Source organism: Bradyrhizobium sp. I1.14.4 (assembly GCF_050435825.1).
Classification (GTDB): Bacteria; Pseudomonadota; Alphaproteobacteria; order Rhizobiales; family Xanthobacteraceae; genus Bradyrhizobium.
Window position 1 is genome coordinate 184,222 of sequence record NZ_JBNDLA010000003.1, and the last position, 17,801, is coordinate 202,022.

A 17,801-nucleotide genomic window follows, 5' to 3' on the forward strand; every position below is an offset into this window, starting at 1 on the left:
TTCCCGGAATCACGGAGAGTGAGCCGGTTCCTGTAGATCGGCAATTTCATCGGCCAGCAGGTCGCCAGTATCAAGCGGCGCATGTGCCGACGCAAACCACTCCCCGCGCGCCGCAGCCCTCCGGCGTGCGCGCTCGCTGATCGGCAGCCTTAACAGCTCGATGAGATGATACATCTCCTGTTGGGCCAGTCGATGCGACCGATCCGGGCGCTCGCCGAGGATTGCTTCGTCCAGTGTATCAAGGACGGTGAGACCGGAAGCGGAGAACTGCCGATACACGCTTCGTTCAGAACAACCTCCGACATCCCTGTACCCGAGCCTTGTTCCTGCTTCGGCAAGACCCCGCCGCGCCAGCCGGCGCGCCGATGAGCGGTTGTGGATGACGACCCAATCGGTATGGCCCCGGTCAAATTGGCGGCGTCGCCTGCGGGCGTCGCACACCAACTCCGCATAGTGACCGGTTCCCGTCACCTCGTGTGTGATGGGATCGATTGAGGCCAGCGTGCCGAGGTCGAGAAAGCTGTCAGTGACCGGCGTCAGCAGCGTATCCGCCACGAGGTGGGCGAGACGCATCAGGTAAGTATCCGTTGAAGGGGTATCGATCACCAGGAAATGGAGAGACTCCTTGAGGCTGGAGACCGCCTCCCCGAAAGCCGCCAATTCTGCGGCCTCATTGTCGTCCAGCTTCGCCCCCTCCGCACGCCGAACGTAACGATGCAGCGGAATTTCCAGATTGACCCGTCGGTGGTTGGCCCAGATGCGCCGGTTTTCGATGTATCGCGTGAGAGCCCTTTGATTGCTGTCGAGATCGATGGTGCCGACCCGCTGGCCCTGCTTCAGAAGCGCGACAGCCAGATGCATCGCGATCGTCGTCTTTCCTGAGCCACCTTTCTCATTCCCGATGACGACCACGTGCGGCGCCCCCGGCACTGCAATCGGTGCCGTGTACAGCATCACAGGCCTGGCAAATCTGCAATTATCGCTGAGAGATGAATTCGATCAACGACGCTCGGTTCCAAAGGACGTCGTGGCAAAATCCGAAATGGCGAGGCGGTTACAAAGATCCATGGATTGACAAGCCTCTCCAACACCGGCGCATGCACTTTCTGAGTTACCAGGATCGCCCTAGAGTCGCCAACGTCGCCACGGAACGCCCCATCGTCGTTGCGGAAATGCGCCGCCAAGCAGCCGGATGATCAGCAGCAGCACAATGGCACCGATAGTGGCGACAATGATGGTGTTGACGAAGCCGCTGCCGATGTGAATGCCCAAGCGGGGCAATAGCCATGTGCCGATCAGGGCACCGACAATTCCGACGGCAATGTCGCCGATCAGACCAAAACCCACGCCTGCAACAATCTTTCCCGCCAACCAACCTGCGATAAGGCCAGCCAGCAGGATGACTACAAGGCCTTCACCTGAAATGTACATCTTGGCCTCCTTCGGTCGAAAGAGGGTCGGCCGACTGATGTGCAAGACTAACCGCAGAAAGTCCCCAGAGTTCCTAGCGGCGACTTTCCGTGGGCACTCAGGTCCGCAATGGTTCAAAGCCGTCGATGACGGCTAACCTGGCGACGCCATAGGCACCGTCCTCATGGATGATGGCAACGCGGAGGTCCTTCGGCTCCTTGCCGAACTTGGACATGGAGTATTGCGCGATGAAGTCGGTCGTCATCACGCCGTACTGGTTGCCGGCAGCCTGCGGGCGGAACACGTATTTGTAGTTCTTGCCGTCGAACACGCCCGACGAGATGCAGGTCCGAACACGCCCGAGGAGATGCAGGTCGTGATCCACATGAACTTCTTCATGTGCTCGACCCGGGCCGCCACCGGTACGCATTGCGCCGAGGAGAAGAAGCCCATCACCATGTCGACCTTCTCCTGCTCGAGCAGGCGGACGGCCTCGTTGATGGCGATGTCGGGCTTGCTCTGCGCGTCGGCATAGACGGCCTCGACCTTGTAACCCTCGACGCCGGTCCTGGCGCAATGGTCGAGCATGATCTTGACGCCGGTATATTGCAGCTCGGAGCCACCGCCGGCGAGCGGGCCGGTCAGATCGAAGATCACGCCGATCTTGATCCTCTTGTCCTGCGCCTGCGCGGCAGCCGCCACGCCCAGCGCCGCAAGCGCGACCGACAGACCCGCGAGCCAGCGGGCGGGCCCTCCTGACCGACATGAATCCCTCCCCAGAGATTGTGCACTGCATTTTTTGTTGTCGTGCCGTTCTATCACAGGGGGAGCGGCCGATAATGTCAGGAGCGATGGCTGCGTCGCCGCGGCACAGGCTTGCGCAAAGTTTCAGCGGAACGCCACAGACGTGCGGCACCGGGCGGGTACTCATAAAACCCGCGTCGGCTTTGCCCTCAAGGGCGACATAGAAGCCGGTCTGAATGAACGTCGGCCATAGGCCGGAAACCGACGATATTCACTTTTGCGATTTCCGCTTGCTTGCTCCTTTGAGGCTAGTAACCGAAGTTGCGCTCGTGCCACCGGTCATTTGCAGACAGACCAGCAAATCAACGTAGCTCGCGTTTCCGCCAGCGGTGGCCTCGCCTTCACATTGGGCTCGGGTGGGTGCGGAATAAGAAGTCCAGATCGGCCCCAATTGTTGCTCCGCCGAGTTCTCGTCGCTCATGCATTTGTCGAGACTTTGCGGCAAAACCAACCCCATCTCCTTGTCGGCTTCTACGGAACCTTTGCAGGTCGCCGCAACGTCGAATTTTGGTACCTGGTCGGAAACCTGGATCAGCAGTCCGGCTCCTGCTGCGAGTCCTAGAATGGCTGCGTTCATGGCAATTCCTTTCTGAAAAGCGAGGTCACCCGGCTCTTCCGCGCAGCCATAACTGCGGCGGAGAGCCCAGAACATCTCAATAGCAAGGCGGATATGGATAGTAGCCGCACCTTGGACGCACCACAGGTGCAACCACGGCGCCACCGACAACTGCCCCGCCAACGACCGCGCGGCGGCTGGTCCGTCTTGCCACGCCGGCCACGCTTCCGGGTGTCGCAGGACGACCTACCCGTGCCTGAGCACCCACCACACCAAATGAAAGTCCGCCCTTTGACGGCGGTTCTATCGTCAGCAATGTTGCCGACATCAGAGCGATGGCGATCGTCGCAGCAAGTCTCGAAACAGATACCTTCATCGTCGTTCTCCTCAACTTGTGGATCTTGGAGCGATCGCGCTGCGCACGATCGATCTCGTCAGCACGACAACTTTTCGATGGCGATATTCACTGCATGCACTTCCGGACGAACTGGATTCGCTCGAGAAGACCGAGGCCTTGCGCTTCCGCCTGCTTGCGGCAGCCCTCACGCTTGTCCAGGCGCAGCCCGATTTTCTGAACTAGACTCAAGCCGACACCGCTTGAAACCTCCGGAGTGGCGGCTTCGGCCGAGGTCTTGCCGGCATCGGGTGACGGCCCGTCGCCGGCCGCTCGGACCACGGCTTCAAGTCGCTTGATGTCTTCGGAGCTCAGTTTCGGCCGATCGATATTCAGCGTGACCTTGCTCAGCTTGCCGGTGAAGGTAAACGGCGTGCTGTAGTCGTTGTCGTCGACCGGTGTGCCGGTATCCGACCCGATATCGAGAGCCTCATCCCACTGGAGGATGAACGGAAGCGTGTGCTCCATCTTCTCCGTCGCGACCGTGTTGCCGTCGACCTTCAGCACCCCAGTGCCGCCCTTTCCGATGCCGCTGTAGTCGCCGAACACCATGGTTGCGGCCCCGAGACCATCATATTTGAAGTCGAACTCGATCTGGTGCTTGCCGGGCGTCAGTTCCGGCCCTTCCCAGCGCACACGCTTGAGGTCGACCAGATTCCAGGTGAACACCGGCCTGTTTTTCAGGAGGTAGAAGCCGTAGCCGCCGAACCGTCCACCTTGGGTAATCAACATGCCCTCGGCGCCACCCTGCGGAATCTCGACGTCGGCCTTGAAGTCGTAGGACGTATTGAGCACGCTCGGGGCATCGCCGTTCGGTATGCCGGTCATCGGCCGGGTCCAGGCGAAAGATGTACGGCCGGCACTTAGACTCGGTCGCGGTGTCACCAACCGCCCGGCCACAGATGAATCAAGCGGCAGCACCTGATATTTCTCGGCTTCCTTCCAGAACAGATCCTGCATCTCCTTCAGCTTGGACGGATTCTTGGCCGCCAGGTCCTCGTACTGCGTCCAGTCGTTCTTGAGATCGTAGAGCTCCCAGGGGTAATCGAGCGGGCTTGGCAGCTTGGCAATCGTTACCCAGGGTGGCCGCAACACCTTGGTGCTGGCGATCCATCCGTCGTGATAGATCGCGCGGTCGGCGAACATCTCGAAGTACTGTGTCGTGTGCGTTGAGGGCGCGTTCTCGTTCTTCTTATCGAACGTGTACATCATGCTGACACCCTCGATGGGGCTCTGTTTGATGCCGTCTACCATCGTTGGCTGCTTGATATTCGCCGCCTCGAGGATGGTCGGCACGACGTCGATGACATGATGGAATTGATTGCGGATCCCGCCCCTGTCCGTGATCACCGCCGGCCATGAGATCGCCATGCCCTGGCGGGTGCCGCCAAAATGCGACACGATCTGCTTGGTCCACGAGAACGGCGTGTCGAACGCCCAGGCCCAGCCGATCGACATGTGGTTGTAGGTGCGATCGGTGCCCCAGACGTCGTAAAAGTATTTGAGCTGCTCGTCGACGGACGGATTGGCCTGGTTGAACATCGCCACTTCGTTCGGCGTGCCGTTCGGCTGGCCCTCCGCACTCGTGCCGTTGTCGCCGTTGATATAGATGATCAAGGTGTTGTCGAGTTTGCCGAGGTCGTCGATTGCTTGAACGACGCGGCCGATCTCGTTGTCCGCATACGCGACGTAGGCCGCAAAGATGTCGACCTGTCGCAGGAACAACTTCTTTTCGTCGGCATTGAGCTGGTCCCATTCCTTGATAAGGTCCTGCGGCCACGGCGTCAGCTTGGCGTTCTGCGGAATCACACCGAGTTTCTTCTGGTTTTCGAAGATCGTGTCCCGCAGCCTGTTCCAGCCCTGATCGAACAGGTGCATCTCGCTGATCTTCTTCACCCATTCCTGGGTTGGATGGTGCGGCGCGTGGGTGGCACCCGGTGCGAACTTGATGAGGAAAGGCTGATCAGGCGAAAGTGCATGGATGCGATTGACATAGTCAATTGCTTCGTCGGCCATTGCCGTCATCAGATTCCAGCCGGGTATTCCAACGTAAGGATAAATCGGAGTGGTGTTGCGAACGAGGTTTCCCGGCTCCCACTGATTGGTGTCGCCGCCCATGAAGCCATAGAAGTATTCAAAGCCCAGGCCGGTCGGCCATTGATCAAACGGGCCGGCCTGGCTCGCCTGATATTCAGGTGTGTTGTGATTCTTGCCGAACCACGCCGTATGGTAGCCGTTGTCCTGCAGGATTCGGCCGATGGTCGCCTTGTCCTTGGTGATGACACTGTCGTACCCGGGATAGCCGGTTGCCTGCTCGGCGACCACCCCATAGCCGACCGAGTGATGGTTACGACCGGTGATCAACGCCGCCCGTGTCGGCGAACAAAGTGCCGTAGAATGGAAATTGGTATAGCGAAGACCGTCCTTCGCAATCCGGTCGAGCGCCGGCGTCGGGATGACGCCGCCGAATGTGCTGGGGACGCCAAACCCGGAATCATCGGTGATGATCAAGAGCACGTTCGGCGCCCCCTTGGGTGGGACGATGCGCGCCGGCCAGTACGGTTTTGACTTCGTCGCCTCACGCTCGATCTTGCCGCCGAATTTTTCGGGCGGAGCCGGCAACTGCGAGCCGTCGATCGTCGTGGTGGCACTTGGCGCGCCCGGCGTGCCGGTGACTTGCTGAGCTGCTGCCGAAAACGAAACGATGAGTGTCAAGCTGAAGGCCAAAAACGACGATTTGTGAAGAGTCATAGCCGCACTCCTTGCTCGCAATAGAGGTCAGAGAAGTCAGGCAGATTCCGTGCAATCGAGGTCGGAAAACTTTGCGTAACAAAATTGATAGATTCAGTATTTGATCTGGATCAAGCAGCTGCTTCCGTTCTCAGATCGGTTCACCTGCAAGCAGACTTGGCTTCCATAAATCGAAGCTCATACAGTCTACGCGATCTGGCACACTACGCTATCGAATTCGCCGCGTCACCAATGCGACAGTCGGACGTACCGGATTTTTACGGGTGCCGCATCCGGCACGTTCGACGAATTAGCTCACTCTTGGCGTCAATTCCTTCCGTGAATTGATCCGGATCAATCGCGGAAAGCTATCCTAGTAGCTACCGCTTCCCCCTCAGAAGCGGACCTTATGCGTACACGCCTAGGCTGGCAGCTGCGTTTCGATGAACGCAGTGACGAAACGCGGCATGGCGGCGTTAAGATCGGCACGGCTGCGCACCAGATGGATGCCCGCGAGCTCCGGATTTTTCTGGCGCGCGAGGTTGGACTCGATCCGTGCACGCAGCGCGTCGCCCGGCATGTCGACCCGCAGGATCTGCATCATCGCGAGCGCAGTCCCGGTGTAGATGCAGTGCCAGTCGGCGTCGCCGCGGCAATCCGACGGCACGAGCCCCGTCTCCTCCTCGAGTTCCCGCATCACGCTGGCGGCGATATCGACGGTCTCGCCCCTGATGTCGTCGAGATCGGGCGTTCCGGAGGGGAAATAGATGCGTCCGGCATTCGCGGTCTGTTCGCCCATCACCCCACACACGAAGGCACCGTCGCTTGAGAGCAGCGCGCCCATCCCGAAGCCGTTGAAGATCTCACGGTCGGGAAAGCCCCAGTCGCGCCAGGCGAGGAAGCTCGCGAAATCGGTCTCGAAATAGCTCGCGCTGAGCCGCTCGCCGGCAAACACCGGATCGCGCCCGAGCAGGACGCGACCGTTCCACAGGTTCGGGTTCAGCCGCTGCTGCTCGGCGAAATGCGCATCGATCTCGCCCCGCCGCTCGTCCGCGAACGGCCATGGGCGCCGCTGCAATGCCAAGTCGAGCGCGGAGACGCGACAGATGAGCGGAGACTGCATGTCACTCACCGCAAACTCATTTCGGCATGAGCTCCGCGCGAATTACTTCGCGCTTCCGGTCGTCTTCTTGGCCTGATCGACATATTTGTTGGTGTAGGTCTTGGTGACGTCGATGCCCGCCTTCGCGACCTCAGGCGAGCCCTCGCTGAACACCGCGAGCACGGCTTCGGCGCCCTTCGGGTCCATCTTGCCGGTTTCCGAGAACATCGGGATCGTGTTCTTCAGCGCTGCGAGATACTGCGCCCTGTCCTTTCCGACGATCTCGTCCGGCATCTTGGCCATAATGTCTTCGGCGGTGTGCGAATGGATCCAGGCCAGCGTCGCCATGATGGCGTTGGTCAGCGCCTGCACCTCCTTCTCGTGGCCGTTGACCCAGGCCGCGGTCGAATAGAGCGCGCCACCGGGATATTCGCCGCCGAACACCGCAAGCGTGTCGTGCTGGGTGCGGGTGTCGCTCAGGATCTTGAGATCGGAATGGCTGCCCTGCAGAACAGTGACGGCGGGATCGAGCATCACGGCAGCGTCGATCTGGCCCTGCTCCATCGCCGCGACCGCCGTCGCGCCGAGGCCGACGCCGATCACGGCGACGCCCGTGGGGTCAAGGCCGTTCTTCTTCAAGAGATATTTCAGGAAAAAATCGGTCGAGGAGCCCGGCGCGCTGACGCCGACCTTCTTGCCGGCGAGATCCTTGATCGAATTGATCTCGCCGGTGTGCTTGGGCGAGACCACGAGCACAAGTCCGGGATAGCGGTCATAGACCACGAAGGCCTGCAGCTCCTGCTTCTTGGCCGCGAGGTTGACGCAGTGGTCGAAATAGCCGGAGACGACATCGGCGCTGCCGCCGAGCACGGCCTTGAGCGCATCAGAGCCGCCCTTGAGGTCGACCAGTTCGACCGCAAGCCCGGCCTTGTCATATTCGCCAAGCTGCTTGGCCAGCACGGTCGGCAGATAACACAGGCAGGCGCCTCCCCCGACCGCGATGGTGATCTTGCTTTGCGCTGCGGCAAGGCCCGTCGACAGGGTCAATGCCAGCAGCGTTCCGGCAAGCTTGCCAAGCAGTTTGTTCATGACGTCCTCCGTTCGACTGGCCGGCAAGATAGAGGAGCCGACACGGCTTGAGAAGGCGACTTTCCGATAGCTGGTCAAGCCGGCGGCGGCGACATAGCATCTCGGATACAAGAAAAGCCGAAGAAGCACCAAGAATACTTCAGGGGAAACATCAAGGGAGGTCTTCATGAATCGCATTGCAACCGCGCTGTCGATTGCCGCCGCCTTTGCCGCCGGCTGCGGCGTCACCCATTTGCTACGGCCGGCGCTCGCGGCCGAGAGCATCACCGCGCAGGTCATCCACACCGGCGAGATGGACGGCGACAAGCTCGGCGACGCCAACAAGGTCGGCTTCCGTTCCAAGATGTTCGTCTCGGCCGACGGCGCCACCATCTCGATCCAGGACGGCAATGTGCCGAAGCACATGCACCCCAACACCAACGAGATGCAATTCGTGCTCGAGGGCACCGGCACGGTCTGGCTCGGCGACAAGGAAGTGACGGTGAAGCCGGGCGACCTGATCGTGATCCCGAAGGGCACGCCGCATGGCGGCACCAAGCCGCAGGGACGCGCCATCAAGGCGATCGCAATCAAGACGCCGCCGCAGGCGCCGGACGATACCAAGCTGTTGGACTGAGAACGGGTCTCGCGAACGCGCGCCCGATGACGGGCCTCAATCTCCCCACAAACTCGTCATGCCCGGGCTTGTCCCGGGCATCCACGCCTTCGTTTCCAGGTGAAGAAAGACGTGGATGGCCGGGACAAGCCCGGCCATGACGATGCATGAAGGCCAGTCGCTTTCAGAAAGGATTTCTCTCGCGGAGGCTGCCACGCTTCGTCTTGCCCCTGCAATCTCGCCGTCAATGACGCCCGGTCATATGACGATTGACAGATAATTCACTTGCCTCAGTCCCGGCCGCTTCGTAATATGATGATCGTCATTTATAGAGGGCGGAACCATGAGCCTGGACGATCACCCCACGGTCAGGGCTGTGCGCGCACGCAGCAGTCGACCGGTCCGCGATGTCCCGGTTTCATCGGAGTTCATCAAGGAGATCGCGCGGAATTGCGGCGCCGATGACGTCGGCATCATCGAGTTCGAGCGCGCGGCCATCGCGCCGCAGCGGGACTTCATTCGAAAGGTCTATGGCCGGACGCGCTCCCTGCTTGCGATCGCCTGCAGCATGAACCGCGAGCCGGTGCGCTCGCCTTCGCGCTCGGTCGCCAACGAGGAATTCCACGGCACCTACGATCACGTCAATGAGACCGCACGCGCCATCGTCCGCGCGCTCGACGAGCACGGCATCCCGGCCTGCAATTCAGTCGCCGCGTTCCCGATGGAGATGGACCTGCCCAGGATCATGATGGTTCAGCACAAGCCGATCGCCGTCGAAGCAGGCCTCGGGCGCATGGGAATCCATCGCAGCGTCATCCACCCGAAATTCGGCAGCTTCGTCCTGCTCGGCACCGTCCTGCTCGGATGCGAGGTCGACGCCCATGACCAGCCGATCGACTACAATCCCTGCCTGGAATGCAAGCTGTGCGTCGCCGCCTGCCCGGTCGGCGCCATCAAGCCGGACGGCGGCTTCGATTTCCTGTCCTGCCACACCCACAATTATCACGACTTTCTCGGCAACTTCACGCAGTGGGTGGAGAAGGTCGCGGAGTCAAAGGACGCCAAGGACTATCGCGCCCGCGTTCCCCGCACCGAGACGCTGAACATCTGGCAATCGCTGTCGTTCAAGCCAGGCTACAAGGCGGCCTATTGCATCTCGGCCTGCCCGGCCGGCGAAGACGTAATCGGGCCCTTCCTCCACGATCGCGACGCGCATTTCGCCGACGTGGTGAAGCCGCTGATCGACAAGGACGAACTCGTCTACGTGATTCCGGATACTGACGCCGAGGACGCGGTGACGCGGCGCTTTCCTCACAAGAAGGTCCAGCATGTCACGTCCGGCCGCCATAGCGGCAGCATCCAGGCCTACATCTTCTCGCTCTCGCTCGGATTTCAGCGCGGCCGGGCGCGAGGTCTCGATTCCGTGACGCATCTGCGCTTCACCGGTGCAAGCGCGCTGGATATGACGGTCGTGATCAAAGGCAAGGATCTCCAGGTGGTGCCGGGGCGTCATGTCGGAGATGCGGCTTTGACCATCACCGCAGATGCCCAGGCATGGCTGCGCGTGCAGAACCGCGACCTCGAGCTTGCCGACGCGATTGCCACAGGGCTGGTGAGCTACAGCGATGAGAAGCTGTTCGCGGCCTACATGCGGTGCTTTCCGCTCTGAGCGAATTGCTCACACCAACAGACCGCCGCCGTCCACCGGAAGAGTCTGCCTGGTGACATAGCTGTTCAGCATCAGATAGAGATAGGCCGTGGCCGCTTCGGCCGGCGAGGCGGCGCGCGGCAGTGGCAAGCCCGCCACATAGCCGCGCACCCTCTCTTCCGGCATCTGTCTGACACGCTCGGTGAGAATGAGCCCGGGGCACACGGCATTGACGCGGACCGGCGCAAGATCGACGGCAAGGCCGCGGGCCAGGCTCTCGATCGCGCCCGCAGCCGCGGTCACGAACGGCATGCCTTTTTGCGGGCGATGCGCCAGCAGGCCGCCGGTCAGCGTGATCGATCCGTTCGGAGCGATCACGCGGCTGCCGTGCTTGACCGCCGCGAGCGCGCCCCAGAAGCGGAGAGCGAGGCCCTCGCGCGCGGCGGCGAGATCGAGATCGCGCGTCGCGGCGAACACCGGCAGGTCCCAATCGCCCGCCGTGATCGCGAGGTGATCAAAGCTGCCGACCTGATCGAAGAAGCGCGACACGCTGGCTTCGTCGCGCAGATCGACGATGCTGCCCGCAGATCCCGGCAACCGCGCAACCGCCGCATCGACATTGGCCGCCTTGCTGGAGGCAATCACCACCCCCGCACCCCGCTCCCGCGCCAGCGTAGCGACGGCGAAGCCAATCCCCGACGATCCCCCGATTGCGATCACACGCTTGCCATCGAGCGACATCGCAGCATCTGCCATGGCTGGTCTCCACTTCTTACTGCGCTGAATAGGCCAGTTGATCGAGATCGGCGATCAAGCCCGGCCCGACCGGTTCCCATCCGAGCTTCTTGCGCGTCTGCGCGCTGGAGGCCGGCATGTCGTATGCCGCGAAGGTGCCGAGCCAACCAAAGAAGGCCTCGGCCTCTTGCGGGGCGATGGATTTGGCCGGCAACGTCAGGCGACGCCCGATCGCTTCGGCAATCTCGCGCATCGGAACACCCTCTTCCGCGACCGCGTGATATCTCGCGTTCGGCTCGGCCTGTTCGATCGCCAGCCGGTAGAGACGCGCCACGTCGAGGACATGCGCCGCCGGCCAGCGATTTTGCCCGTCGCCCACATAAGCGCACGCGCCCTTTGCGCGGTACACCTCGATCAATGGGGTGATGAGACCCTGCCGGACCGGATCATGGACCTGGGGAAGACGCATGACCGATGCGCGGACGCCCTTCAGCGACAGAGCCGTCTGCTCCGACACGCGCGGGAACGGGAAGTCCGGCGATATCATCTGCGTCTCAATCGCAAGCTGGCCGGCCCCGGCCAATCCCGCCAATCCACCGGTCACGATCAGGGGCCGGTCCGATCCCGCCAGAACAGAACCCAGGGCTTCGATGGCGCAGCGGTCGATCTCGCAGCTCTTGGCGAAATTGGACCAGTCGTGAACGAAGCCCAGGTGAATGACAGCATCCGAAGCGGTTGCCCCCTTGCGCAAGCTATCAAGGTCCTCGAGCGAGCCGCGAAGAACCTCCGCACCGAAGGCAGAGATCGCGTTCGCCCCCTCGTCCGAACGGGCCATGCCAAGAACCTGATGTCCGGCGGCGATCAGGTCCTTGACGACGGGAGTGCCGATAAATCCGGTGGCACCAGTAACAAACACACGCATGAGGAAGTCTCCAAGTTTCGTTGGAGACAAATCTGGCCCCGCGCGCTATCCTGTTAAAGTAGTGACCTTATCATGGTATAGTTTCTAACAGCATGAGCGCGTCAGTCGAACAAGAGAACCTGCTCGGCGCTTACCTGAAGGACCGTCGCAGCAAGCTCGATCCGGCGACATTCGGCTTTCCACCCGCGCGGCGGCGGACGCCGGGCCTGCGCCGCGAGGAGGTGGCGCAGCGCGCCAACATCAGCGCGACCTGGTACACGTGGCTCGAACAGGGCCGCGGCGGCGCGCCGTCGGCCGATGTGCTCGACCGCATCGCGCGTGCGCTGATGCTGACCGATGTCGAACGCGAGCATCTGTTCCTGCTCGGCCTCGGCCGCACGCCCGAGGTGCGTTACCAGAAGAATGAAGGCGTCTCGCCGCGGCTGCAGCGCGTGCTCGACGCGTTGCTGCCGAGCCCCGCGGTGATCAGGACCGCGACATGGGACATCGTCGCCTGGAACCGGGCGGCGACCGTGATGCTGACGGACTATGGATCGCTGCCGCCGCGCGAGCGCAACGTGCTGCGCTTCATGTTCCTCGATCCGCGCGTCCGCGCCGCGCAACACGACTGGGCAAGCATGGCGCGCTTCGTCGTCGGGGCGTTCAGGGTGGACGCGATGCGCGCCGGCGCGGCCGCCGAGGTGCAACCCTTTGTCGATGAACTCTGCCGGCTCAGCCCGGAATTCGCGGCGCTCTGGCGCGACAACGACGTGCGAACCCATGGCGAGGGCGTCAAGCAGCTCCGGCACCCGATCCTCGGCCAGGTCAAGTTCGAATATTCCGCGTTCGCGGTCGATGGCCGGTCCGACCTCAGCATGATCGTCTACAATCCTGTTGATCCGGAGGTGGCCGAGAAGATCCGCAGGCTGATGGACATCCCGCCTGACAAGACCTAATCCCGCGTCACCGCCGTCGGCCGCCACACCAGCAGCCGCTTTTCGACCATCGTCACCGCCATGTCGATCAGGATGACGAAAGCCGACAGCACGAACATACCGGCGAACACGCCGGCGACATCGAACACGCCTTCGGCCTGCTGGATCAGGTAGCCGAGGCCGGCGGCGGAGCCGAGATATTCGCCGACCACCGCGCCGACCACGGCAAAGCCGACCGAGGTGTGCAGCGAGGAAAACATCCAGGACAGCGCCGAAGGCCAGTAGACGTGGCGCATCAGCTGCCGCTCGTTCATGCCGAGCATGCGGCCATTGTCGAGCACGGTGGTCGGCACTTCCTTGACGCCCTGATAGACGTTGAAGAACACGATGAAGAACACCAGCGTCACGCCGAGCGCGACCTTGGACCAGACGCCGAGCCCGAACCACAGCGCGAAGATCGGCGCCAGCACCACGCGCGGCAGCGCGTTGACCATCTTCACATAGGGATCGAACACCGCGGCGACGCGCGGCTGCCGCGCGAACCAGAAGCCGACCAGGATGCCGCCGGCCGAGCCGATCACGAAGGCGAGGATCGACTCCCACAGCGTGATCGCGAGATGCTTCCAGATCACCCCGCTCGAAAACCACTTGACGATCTGGCTGAAGACGTCGACCGGGTTGGAGAAGAAGAACGGCGGCAGCAGCACCTTGCCGAACACCGGCACGGTGGAAAAGAACTGCCACAACGCCAGCGTGACGACGGCGACCAGAACCTGCAGGGAAAGCAACGTGACGCGCGACATCAGGCGGCTCCCGCCTGCGTCGACTGGACATAGCCCTTCATCACCTCGTCCTTCAGTACGCCCCAGATCTCGCGATGCAGGGCATGGAAATCCTTCTCCATCCTGATCTCGGCGATGTCGCGTGGCCGCGGCAGCGTGATGCGCCAGTCGCCGATGATGCGCGCGCTGGGCCCGGCCGACATGATCACGACGCGATCGGCGAGCGCGATCGCCTCCTCGAGATCGTGGGTGACGAACAGCACCGCCTTGCGGTCGGCGGTCCACAATTCCAACAGCAGATTGCCCATGATCTGCCGCGTCTGGGCGTCGAGCGGGCCGAACGGCTCGTCCATCAGCAGGATCTTCGGATCGCGGATCAACACCTGCGCGAGGGCGACGCGCTTGCGCTGGCCGCCCGACAGCATGTGCGGATAGCGATTGGCGAAGGCGCCGAGCCCGACCGCTACGAGCCATTTCTGCGCCCGCGCGAGCGCCTCGGCGCGCGGCGTGCCTGAGATCTCGAGCCCGATCGCGACATTGTCGATCGCGGTCTTCCACGGGAACAGCGCGTCGGCCTGGAAAAGATAGCCGGCGTCGCGGTTGAGGCCGCTGAGCGGCCGGTCGAAGATCCTTGCCGTTCCTGCCGCGGGTTTCAACAGCCCGGCGGTAACATTGAGCAGCGTCGACTTCCCGCATCCGGTCGGGCCGACAATGGCGACGAACTCGCCATGCGCCACCGAAAGATTGGCCTGCTCGACCGCGGTATAGACGCGTCCATCCGCCAACCGAAACGCCACCGTCGCACCGTCAAGCGCGACCGCCGTCGGCTCCGTCATCGCCACGCATCCCTCCCGAACTTTGCGAGATGGCTTAGCGGTTCGGGCCGGCAAGTTCAACGCAGGAAGATGGCGCAGGCTGCGGTCACGCAGTTTTCAGACAGGCCGGGTTGCGCAAATGCGCAACCCGGTTGCGCATTGCGCCGACATCGTCGAGGCTGCGGGCCAAAGCGGCGGACAAGGAGAAACTCATGCGGATCGCAGTGGTGGGCGCTGGCGGCGTCGGGGGCGGCTTTGGTGCGGCGCTCGCGCATGCCGGAGCCGACGTCACCTTTATCGCGCGCGGTGCCCATTTGGCCGCCATGCGCAGCGAGGGGCTGAAGGTTCAGGGCGGCCGCGGCGAAAGCCATCTGGTCCCGACCCAGGCGACCGACGACCCGGCGCGCGTCGGCCCGGTCGATGTCGTGCTGTTCTGCGTCAAGCTGTGGGACGTCGAAAGCGCCGGCCAGCACATCAAGCCGATGATCGGCCCCGACACCGCCGTGATCCCGCTGCAGAACGGCATCGACGCGCCTGACAGGCTGATCTCGATCTTGGGACGCAACGCCGTGATGGGCGGCGTGGCGCAGATCAGCGCCTCGATCATCAAGCCCGGCGTGATCAACCAGGTCGGTACCTTCATGCGCATGATCTTCGGCGAGCTCGACGGCCGCATCACGCCGCGCGGCAAGGCGCTGCTCGAGCTCTCCCTGAGGGCCGGGTTCGATGCGACGCTGAGCGAGCAGATCAACACCGAGCTCTGGATGAAGTTCATAGGCCTCGCCACCAATGCCGGCATGACCGCCGTCACACGGCAGCCGATCGGCAGACTACGCGACGATCCCGATCTGCGCCCGTTCTTCGTGTCAGCCTGCGAGGAGATCATCGCCATCGCCCACGCCAGCGGCATCAAGCTGCCGCCGGACCCGCTTGCGAAGGTGCTCGACTTCATCGGACACGCGCCGCCGGCGATGAAGGCCTCGATGGCACTCGATCTCGAACGCGGCAACCGGCTCGAACTACCCTGGCTGAACGGCAAGGTGGTCGAACTCGGCCGCAAGCTCGGCGTACCGACGCCGACGCACGACATGCTCTATGCGGTGCTGAAGCCCTATGCGATGGGTGCGCCGTCCTGAAATCCCAGCAGGACTGAAATCCGCCGGCCGGCCTCACGCACCAGCCTGGAAAATTCCAGCAGCTTCTGCTCGTCGATGCGCGCGCTCGGCCCGTAGAGACCGACCGAGCCGACGACGCTGCCGCGGTGATCGAAACACGGCGCGGAGACCGCGACCGTGCCGGCGAAGATCTCGCTGTGGCTGGTCGCATAGCCGTTGCGCCGGGCAAATGCCAACGCTTCCTCCAGCCGCGCGCGGTCGGCACTCTTCGGGATGGTGGCGAGAAGTGCGGCCTGCCGCGCCGGGTCCATGAAGGCCAGCATCGCTTTGCCGGTCGAGCCCCGGGTCAGGCTCGAACTGTCGCCGACGCCACGGCTGATCGAGAGCACGTGACGGCTCTCGCATTCGAGGATGCAGATGCCGCGATCCTCCTGCATGCGGAACAGCGCGGCGGTCTCGCCGGTCGCCTCGCGCAGGCCTTCGACAACCGGACGTGCGATCGTGACGACTTCGAGCCCCTTCAGCCAGACATGCGACAGCTTCATCACGCCGTGCGACAGGCGGAAGCGCTGCGGGTCGCCTTCGGCCTGGATCAGGTCGCGCTGCGCCAGCGTCTGCAGCAGGCGATAGAGCGTCGGCCGGCTTAGCCCGACGCGCTTCTGGATCTCGATCACGCTCATCGCCGGCTGATCGGGCGTGAAGCATTGCAGGATCGCGATCGCGCGATCGACCGCCCGCACGCCTGACGCCCCCCGCTCCGCGCCGAGCTCCGTGTCTTGGGCTTCAGCCTTCGGTTTCTTCGCCATCCATCCACATCCGCAAATTCGACAGGGCGCGCTGCATCCAGCGCGCTTGACCAATCGGCACGCCCGGATAATATCGCATATTATGATAATAATGTCCATCAGATGGACATATAAAAATCGACCGGAGGATTGCAGTTGCCGCAGACAGACGCCTTGCGCACATGGGCCGCCTTCGCGATCGCCACGCTGATGCTCTCGGCGCCGCTGGCGCACGCCGGGCCCGACGGCTCGGACATCTCGGACGGAGTGGTGCGGATTGCGGTTCTGGGCGATTACGGCAGCGGCCGGGATCTCGGCGGGCCGGGCTCGGTGACCGCCGCCAAGCTTGCTGCCCAGGATTTTCACAACAAGGTGCTGGGCAAGCCGATCGAGATCATCTCGGCGGACCACCAGAACAAGCCCGACGTCGCGGTCGGGATCACGCGGCAATGGTTCGATGTCGAACATGTCGACGCCGTGACCGATCTCGCGGTGAGCTCGGTCGGCCTTGCGGTTGCCGGACTTGCGACGCAGAGCAACCGGACCGCGCTGGTCTCGGGCGCCGCGACGTCCGATTTGACCGGCGACAAATGTTCGCCCGTCATCACGCATTGGGCCGACGACACCTACGCGCTATCGGCCGGCCTGGTCGGCGAGCTCAGCCGCCGCGTCGGCAAGGAATGGTTCTTTGTCGCGGTCGACTATTCGTTCGGCAGCGCGATGGTGAAGGATGCGTCGCGCGCCGTCACCGATGCCGGCGGCAAGGTGAAAGGTGCGGTGCGCTATCCGTTCAACACCACCGACTTCTCGTCCTTCTTGCTGGCCGCGCAAAACTCCGGCGCCAAGGTGGTGGCGCTGGCCGGCACCGGCGCCGACACCGTCAACGCGGTGAAGCAGACCCACGAATTCGGCCTGCAACAGGGCGGGCAGACCATCGTCGGCATGCTGACCTTCATCTCCGACGTTCATTCGATCGGCCTGCGCGACGCGCAGGGCATGTACATCGCGTCCCAATATTACTGGGATGACGACGACGGCACCCGCGCCTTCGCCAAGCGCTTCATCGAGATCGAGAAGCGCGAGCCGACCAAGCTGCAGGCGGCGACCTATGCCGCCGTGCGCCATTATCTGAAGGCGATCGAGGCCGGCGGCAGCGACGAGGCCAAGGCGGTCAACGACGAGATGCGCAAGCTGCCGGTCGATTTCTTCGGCCGCCCCGCGCATATCCGCAAGGACGGCCGCGTCGTGTACGACCTCTCGCTCTACCGCGTGAAGAAGCCGGACGAGAGCAAATATCCCTGGGACTACTACCAGAAGATCGCGGTCATCCCCGGCGAGAAGGCGTTCCGCGCCGAGGGAACGGGCGGCTGCAAGCTCGACAAATAAGACGCACCATTATTCGCCG

The 17,801-nt window shown here is 62.8% G+C and carries 19 protein-coding genes; 5 read left to right on the forward strand and 14 right to left on the reverse strand.

The genetic code is table 11. The features are described 5' to 3' along the window. Positions 1–9: 9 nt before the first annotated feature. The 9 genes from ABIB78_RS07965 to ABIB78_RS08005 all read right to left on the reverse strand — a co-directional run bounded on the left by ABIB78_RS07965 (position 10) and on the right by ABIB78_RS08005 (position 8,085). On the reverse strand, positions 10–954 hold the full coding sequence (locus tag ABIB78_RS07965) for a division plane positioning ATPase MipZ (RefSeq protein WP_429023379.1): 945 nt from the start codon (positions 952–954) through the stop codon (positions 10–12). 171 nt (positions 955–1,125) lie between these two features. Beyond that, a complete protein-coding gene (locus ABIB78_RS07970) occupies positions 1,126–1,431 on the reverse strand; it encodes a GlsB/YeaQ/YmgE family stress response membrane protein (protein ID WP_429023380.1) in 306 nt (101 codons plus the stop codon). Positions 1,432–1,528: 97 nt separating this feature from the next. Then, the gene (locus ABIB78_RS07975; protein WP_429023383.1) at positions 1,529–1,675 is read right to left on the reverse strand and encodes a hypothetical protein; all 147 of its coding nucleotides are present in this window, start codon (positions 1,673–1,675) and stop codon (positions 1,529–1,531) included. Next, positions 1,675–2,112 carry an ABC transporter substrate-binding protein gene (locus ABIB78_RS07980; RefSeq protein WP_429023384.1) on the reverse strand — a complete coding sequence of 146 codons (438 nt, stop codon included), beginning with the start codon at positions 2,110–2,112 and terminating at the stop codon, positions 1,675–1,677. The genes ABIB78_RS07975 and ABIB78_RS07980 overlap by 1 nt, the downstream gene beginning before the upstream one ends. A gap of 313 nt (positions 2,113–2,425) precedes the next feature. Then, positions 2,426–2,791 (reverse strand): hypothetical protein, encoded by a 366-nt coding sequence (locus ABIB78_RS07985; protein ID WP_429023386.1) that lies wholly within the window; start codon positions 2,789–2,791, stop codon positions 2,426–2,428. Positions 2,792–2,867: 76 nt separating this feature from the next. Continuing rightward, on the reverse strand, positions 2,868–3,098 hold the full coding sequence (locus ABIB78_RS07990; protein ID WP_429024035.1) for a hypothetical protein: 231 nt from the start codon (positions 3,096–3,098) through the stop codon (positions 2,868–2,870). 135 nt (positions 3,099–3,233) lie between these two features. Then, complete coding sequence (locus ABIB78_RS07995) at positions 3,234–5,915, reverse strand: arylsulfatase (protein WP_429023389.1); 2,682 nt, start codon at positions 5,913–5,915, stop codon at positions 3,234–3,236. Positions 5,916–6,315: 400 nt separating this feature from the next. Then, on the reverse strand, positions 6,316–7,017 hold the full coding sequence (locus tag ABIB78_RS08000; protein WP_429023390.1) for an NUDIX hydrolase: 702 nt from the start codon (positions 7,015–7,017) through the stop codon (positions 6,316–6,318). 42 nt (positions 7,018–7,059) lie between these two features. After that, positions 7,060–8,085, reverse strand: coding sequence for an ABC transporter substrate-binding protein (locus ABIB78_RS08005; RefSeq protein WP_429023392.1), 1,026 nt, complete (start codon positions 8,083–8,085; stop codon positions 7,060–7,062). 166 nt (positions 8,086–8,251) lie between these two features. Here ABIB78_RS08005 and ABIB78_RS08010 point away from each other — a divergent pair, with 166 nt between their 5' ends. Further along, positions 8,252–8,701 (forward strand): cupin domain-containing protein, encoded by a 450-nt coding sequence (locus ABIB78_RS08010; RefSeq protein ID WP_429023394.1) that lies wholly within the window; start codon positions 8,252–8,254, stop codon positions 8,699–8,701. A 322-nt stretch (positions 8,702–9,023) separates the two neighbouring features. Next, the gene (locus tag ABIB78_RS08015; protein WP_429023396.1) at positions 9,024–10,349 is read left to right on the forward strand and encodes a 4Fe-4S binding protein; all 1,326 of its coding nucleotides are present in this window, start codon (positions 9,024–9,026) and stop codon (positions 10,347–10,349) included. Between the two features lie 9 nt (positions 10,350–10,358). Here the strand turns inward: ABIB78_RS08015 and ABIB78_RS08020 are convergent, their stop codons facing one another. Further along, positions 10,359–11,084 carry an SDR family oxidoreductase gene (locus ABIB78_RS08020; RefSeq protein ID WP_429023399.1) on the reverse strand — a complete coding sequence of 242 codons (726 nt, stop codon included), beginning with the start codon at positions 11,082–11,084 and terminating at the stop codon, positions 10,359–10,361. A gap of 16 nt (positions 11,085–11,100) precedes the next feature. Then, positions 11,101–11,985 carry an SDR family oxidoreductase gene (locus ABIB78_RS08025; RefSeq protein ID WP_429023401.1) on the reverse strand — a complete coding sequence of 295 codons (885 nt, stop codon included), beginning with the start codon at positions 11,983–11,985 and terminating at the stop codon, positions 11,101–11,103. A 92-nt stretch (positions 11,986–12,077) separates the two neighbouring features. Here ABIB78_RS08025 and ABIB78_RS08030 point away from each other — a divergent pair, with 92 nt between their 5' ends. Beyond that, the gene (locus ABIB78_RS08030) at positions 12,078–12,920 is read left to right on the forward strand and encodes a helix-turn-helix transcriptional regulator (protein WP_429023403.1); all 843 of its coding nucleotides are present in this window, start codon (positions 12,078–12,080) and stop codon (positions 12,918–12,920) included. Here ABIB78_RS08030 and ABIB78_RS08035 read toward each other — a convergent pair. Both ABIB78_RS08035 and ABIB78_RS08040 read right to left on the reverse strand, forming a co-directional pair. Beyond that, positions 12,917–13,702: an ABC transporter permease gene (locus ABIB78_RS08035; RefSeq protein WP_429023405.1), complete on the reverse strand. Its 786-nt coding sequence runs from the start codon at positions 13,700–13,702 to the stop codon at positions 12,917–12,919. The two genes, ABIB78_RS08030 and ABIB78_RS08035, sit on opposite strands and share 4 nt — an antisense overlap. Next, entirely contained in the window at positions 13,702–14,517 is an 816-nt protein-coding gene (locus ABIB78_RS08040; protein ID WP_429023407.1) for an ABC transporter ATP-binding protein, read from the reverse strand. Before ABIB78_RS08040 ends, ABIB78_RS08035 begins: the two co-directional genes overlap by 1 nt. Before the next feature lie 191 nt (positions 14,518–14,708). On the opposite strand from ABIB78_RS08040, the gene ABIB78_RS08045 reads away from it, so the two are divergent. Beyond that, positions 14,709–15,632 (forward strand): ketopantoate reductase family protein, encoded by a 924-nt coding sequence (locus tag ABIB78_RS08045; RefSeq protein WP_429023410.1) that lies wholly within the window; start codon positions 14,709–14,711, stop codon positions 15,630–15,632. Here ABIB78_RS08045 and ABIB78_RS08050 read toward each other — a convergent pair. After that, positions 15,608–16,417, reverse strand: coding sequence for an IclR family transcriptional regulator (locus tag ABIB78_RS08050; protein WP_429023413.1), 810 nt, complete (start codon positions 16,415–16,417; stop codon positions 15,608–15,610). The two genes, ABIB78_RS08045 and ABIB78_RS08050, sit on opposite strands and share 25 nt — an antisense overlap. Positions 16,418–16,546: 129 nt before the next feature. On the opposite strand from ABIB78_RS08050, the gene ABIB78_RS08055 reads away from it, so the two are divergent. Further along, positions 16,547–17,782, forward strand: a complete 1,236-nt coding sequence (locus ABIB78_RS08055; RefSeq protein ID WP_429023416.1) for an ABC transporter substrate-binding protein — start codon at positions 16,547–16,549, stop codon at positions 17,780–17,782. The last annotated feature ends 19 nt before the right edge of the window (positions 17,783–17,801 follow it).

What these genes read in the sequence shown, in the direction of transcription:
- ABIB78_RS08050 (WP_429023413.1), bottom strand. Translation starts at nt 16,417, where the DNA reads ATGGCGAAGAAACCGAAGGCTGAAGCCCAAGACACGGAGCTCGGCGCG.
- ABIB78_RS07995 (WP_429023389.1), bottom strand. Translation starts at nt 5,915, where the DNA reads ATGACTCTTCACAAATCGTCGTTTTTGGCCTTCAGCTTGACACTCATC.
- ABIB78_RS07970 (WP_429023380.1), bottom strand. Translation starts at nt 1,431, where the DNA reads ATGTACATTTCAGGTGAAGGCCTTGTAGTCATCCTGCTGGCTGGCCTT.
- ABIB78_RS07975 (WP_429023383.1), bottom strand. Translation starts at nt 1,675, where the DNA reads ATGACGACCGACTTCATCGCGCAATACTCCATGTCCAAGTTCGGCAAG.
- ABIB78_RS08000 (WP_429023390.1), bottom strand. Translation starts at nt 7,017, where the DNA reads ATGCAGTCTCCGCTCATCTGTCGCGTCTCCGCGCTCGACTTGGCATTG.
- ABIB78_RS08015 (WP_429023396.1), top strand. Translation starts at nt 9,024, where the DNA reads ATGAGCCTGGACGATCACCCCACGGTCAGGGCTGTGCGCGCACGCAGC.
- ABIB78_RS08025 (WP_429023401.1), bottom strand. Translation starts at nt 11,985, where the DNA reads ATGCGTGTGTTTGTTACTGGTGCCACCGGATTTATCGGCACTCCCGTC.
- ABIB78_RS08035 (WP_429023405.1), bottom strand. Translation starts at nt 13,702, where the DNA reads ATGTCGCGCGTCACGTTGCTTTCCCTGCAGGTTCTGGTCGCCGTCGTC.
- ABIB78_RS08030 (WP_429023403.1), top strand. Translation starts at nt 12,078, where the DNA reads ATGAGCGCGTCAGTCGAACAAGAGAACCTGCTCGGCGCTTACCTGAAG.
- ABIB78_RS07965 (WP_429023379.1), bottom strand. Translation starts at nt 954, where the DNA reads ATGCTGTACACGGCACCGATTGCAGTGCCGGGGGCGCCGCACGTGGTC.
- ABIB78_RS08045 (WP_429023410.1), top strand. Translation starts at nt 14,709, where the DNA reads ATGCGGATCGCAGTGGTGGGCGCTGGCGGCGTCGGGGGCGGCTTTGGT.
- ABIB78_RS07990 (WP_429024035.1), bottom strand. Translation starts at nt 3,098, where the DNA reads ATGTCGGCAACATTGCTGACGATAGAACCGCCGTCAAAGGGCGGACTT.
- ABIB78_RS07985 (WP_429023386.1), bottom strand. Translation starts at nt 2,791, where the DNA reads ATGAACGCAGCCATTCTAGGACTCGCAGCAGGAGCCGGACTGCTGATC.
- ABIB78_RS08010 (WP_429023394.1), top strand. Translation starts at nt 8,252, where the DNA reads ATGAATCGCATTGCAACCGCGCTGTCGATTGCCGCCGCCTTTGCCGCC.
- ABIB78_RS08040 (WP_429023407.1), bottom strand. Translation starts at nt 14,517, where the DNA reads ATGACGGAGCCGACGGCGGTCGCGCTTGACGGTGCGACGGTGGCGTTT.
- ABIB78_RS08020 (WP_429023399.1), bottom strand. Translation starts at nt 11,084, where the DNA reads ATGGCAGATGCTGCGATGTCGCTCGATGGCAAGCGTGTGATCGCAATC.
- ABIB78_RS08005 (WP_429023392.1), bottom strand. Translation starts at nt 8,085, where the DNA reads ATGAACAAACTGCTTGGCAAGCTTGCCGGAACGCTGCTGGCATTGACC.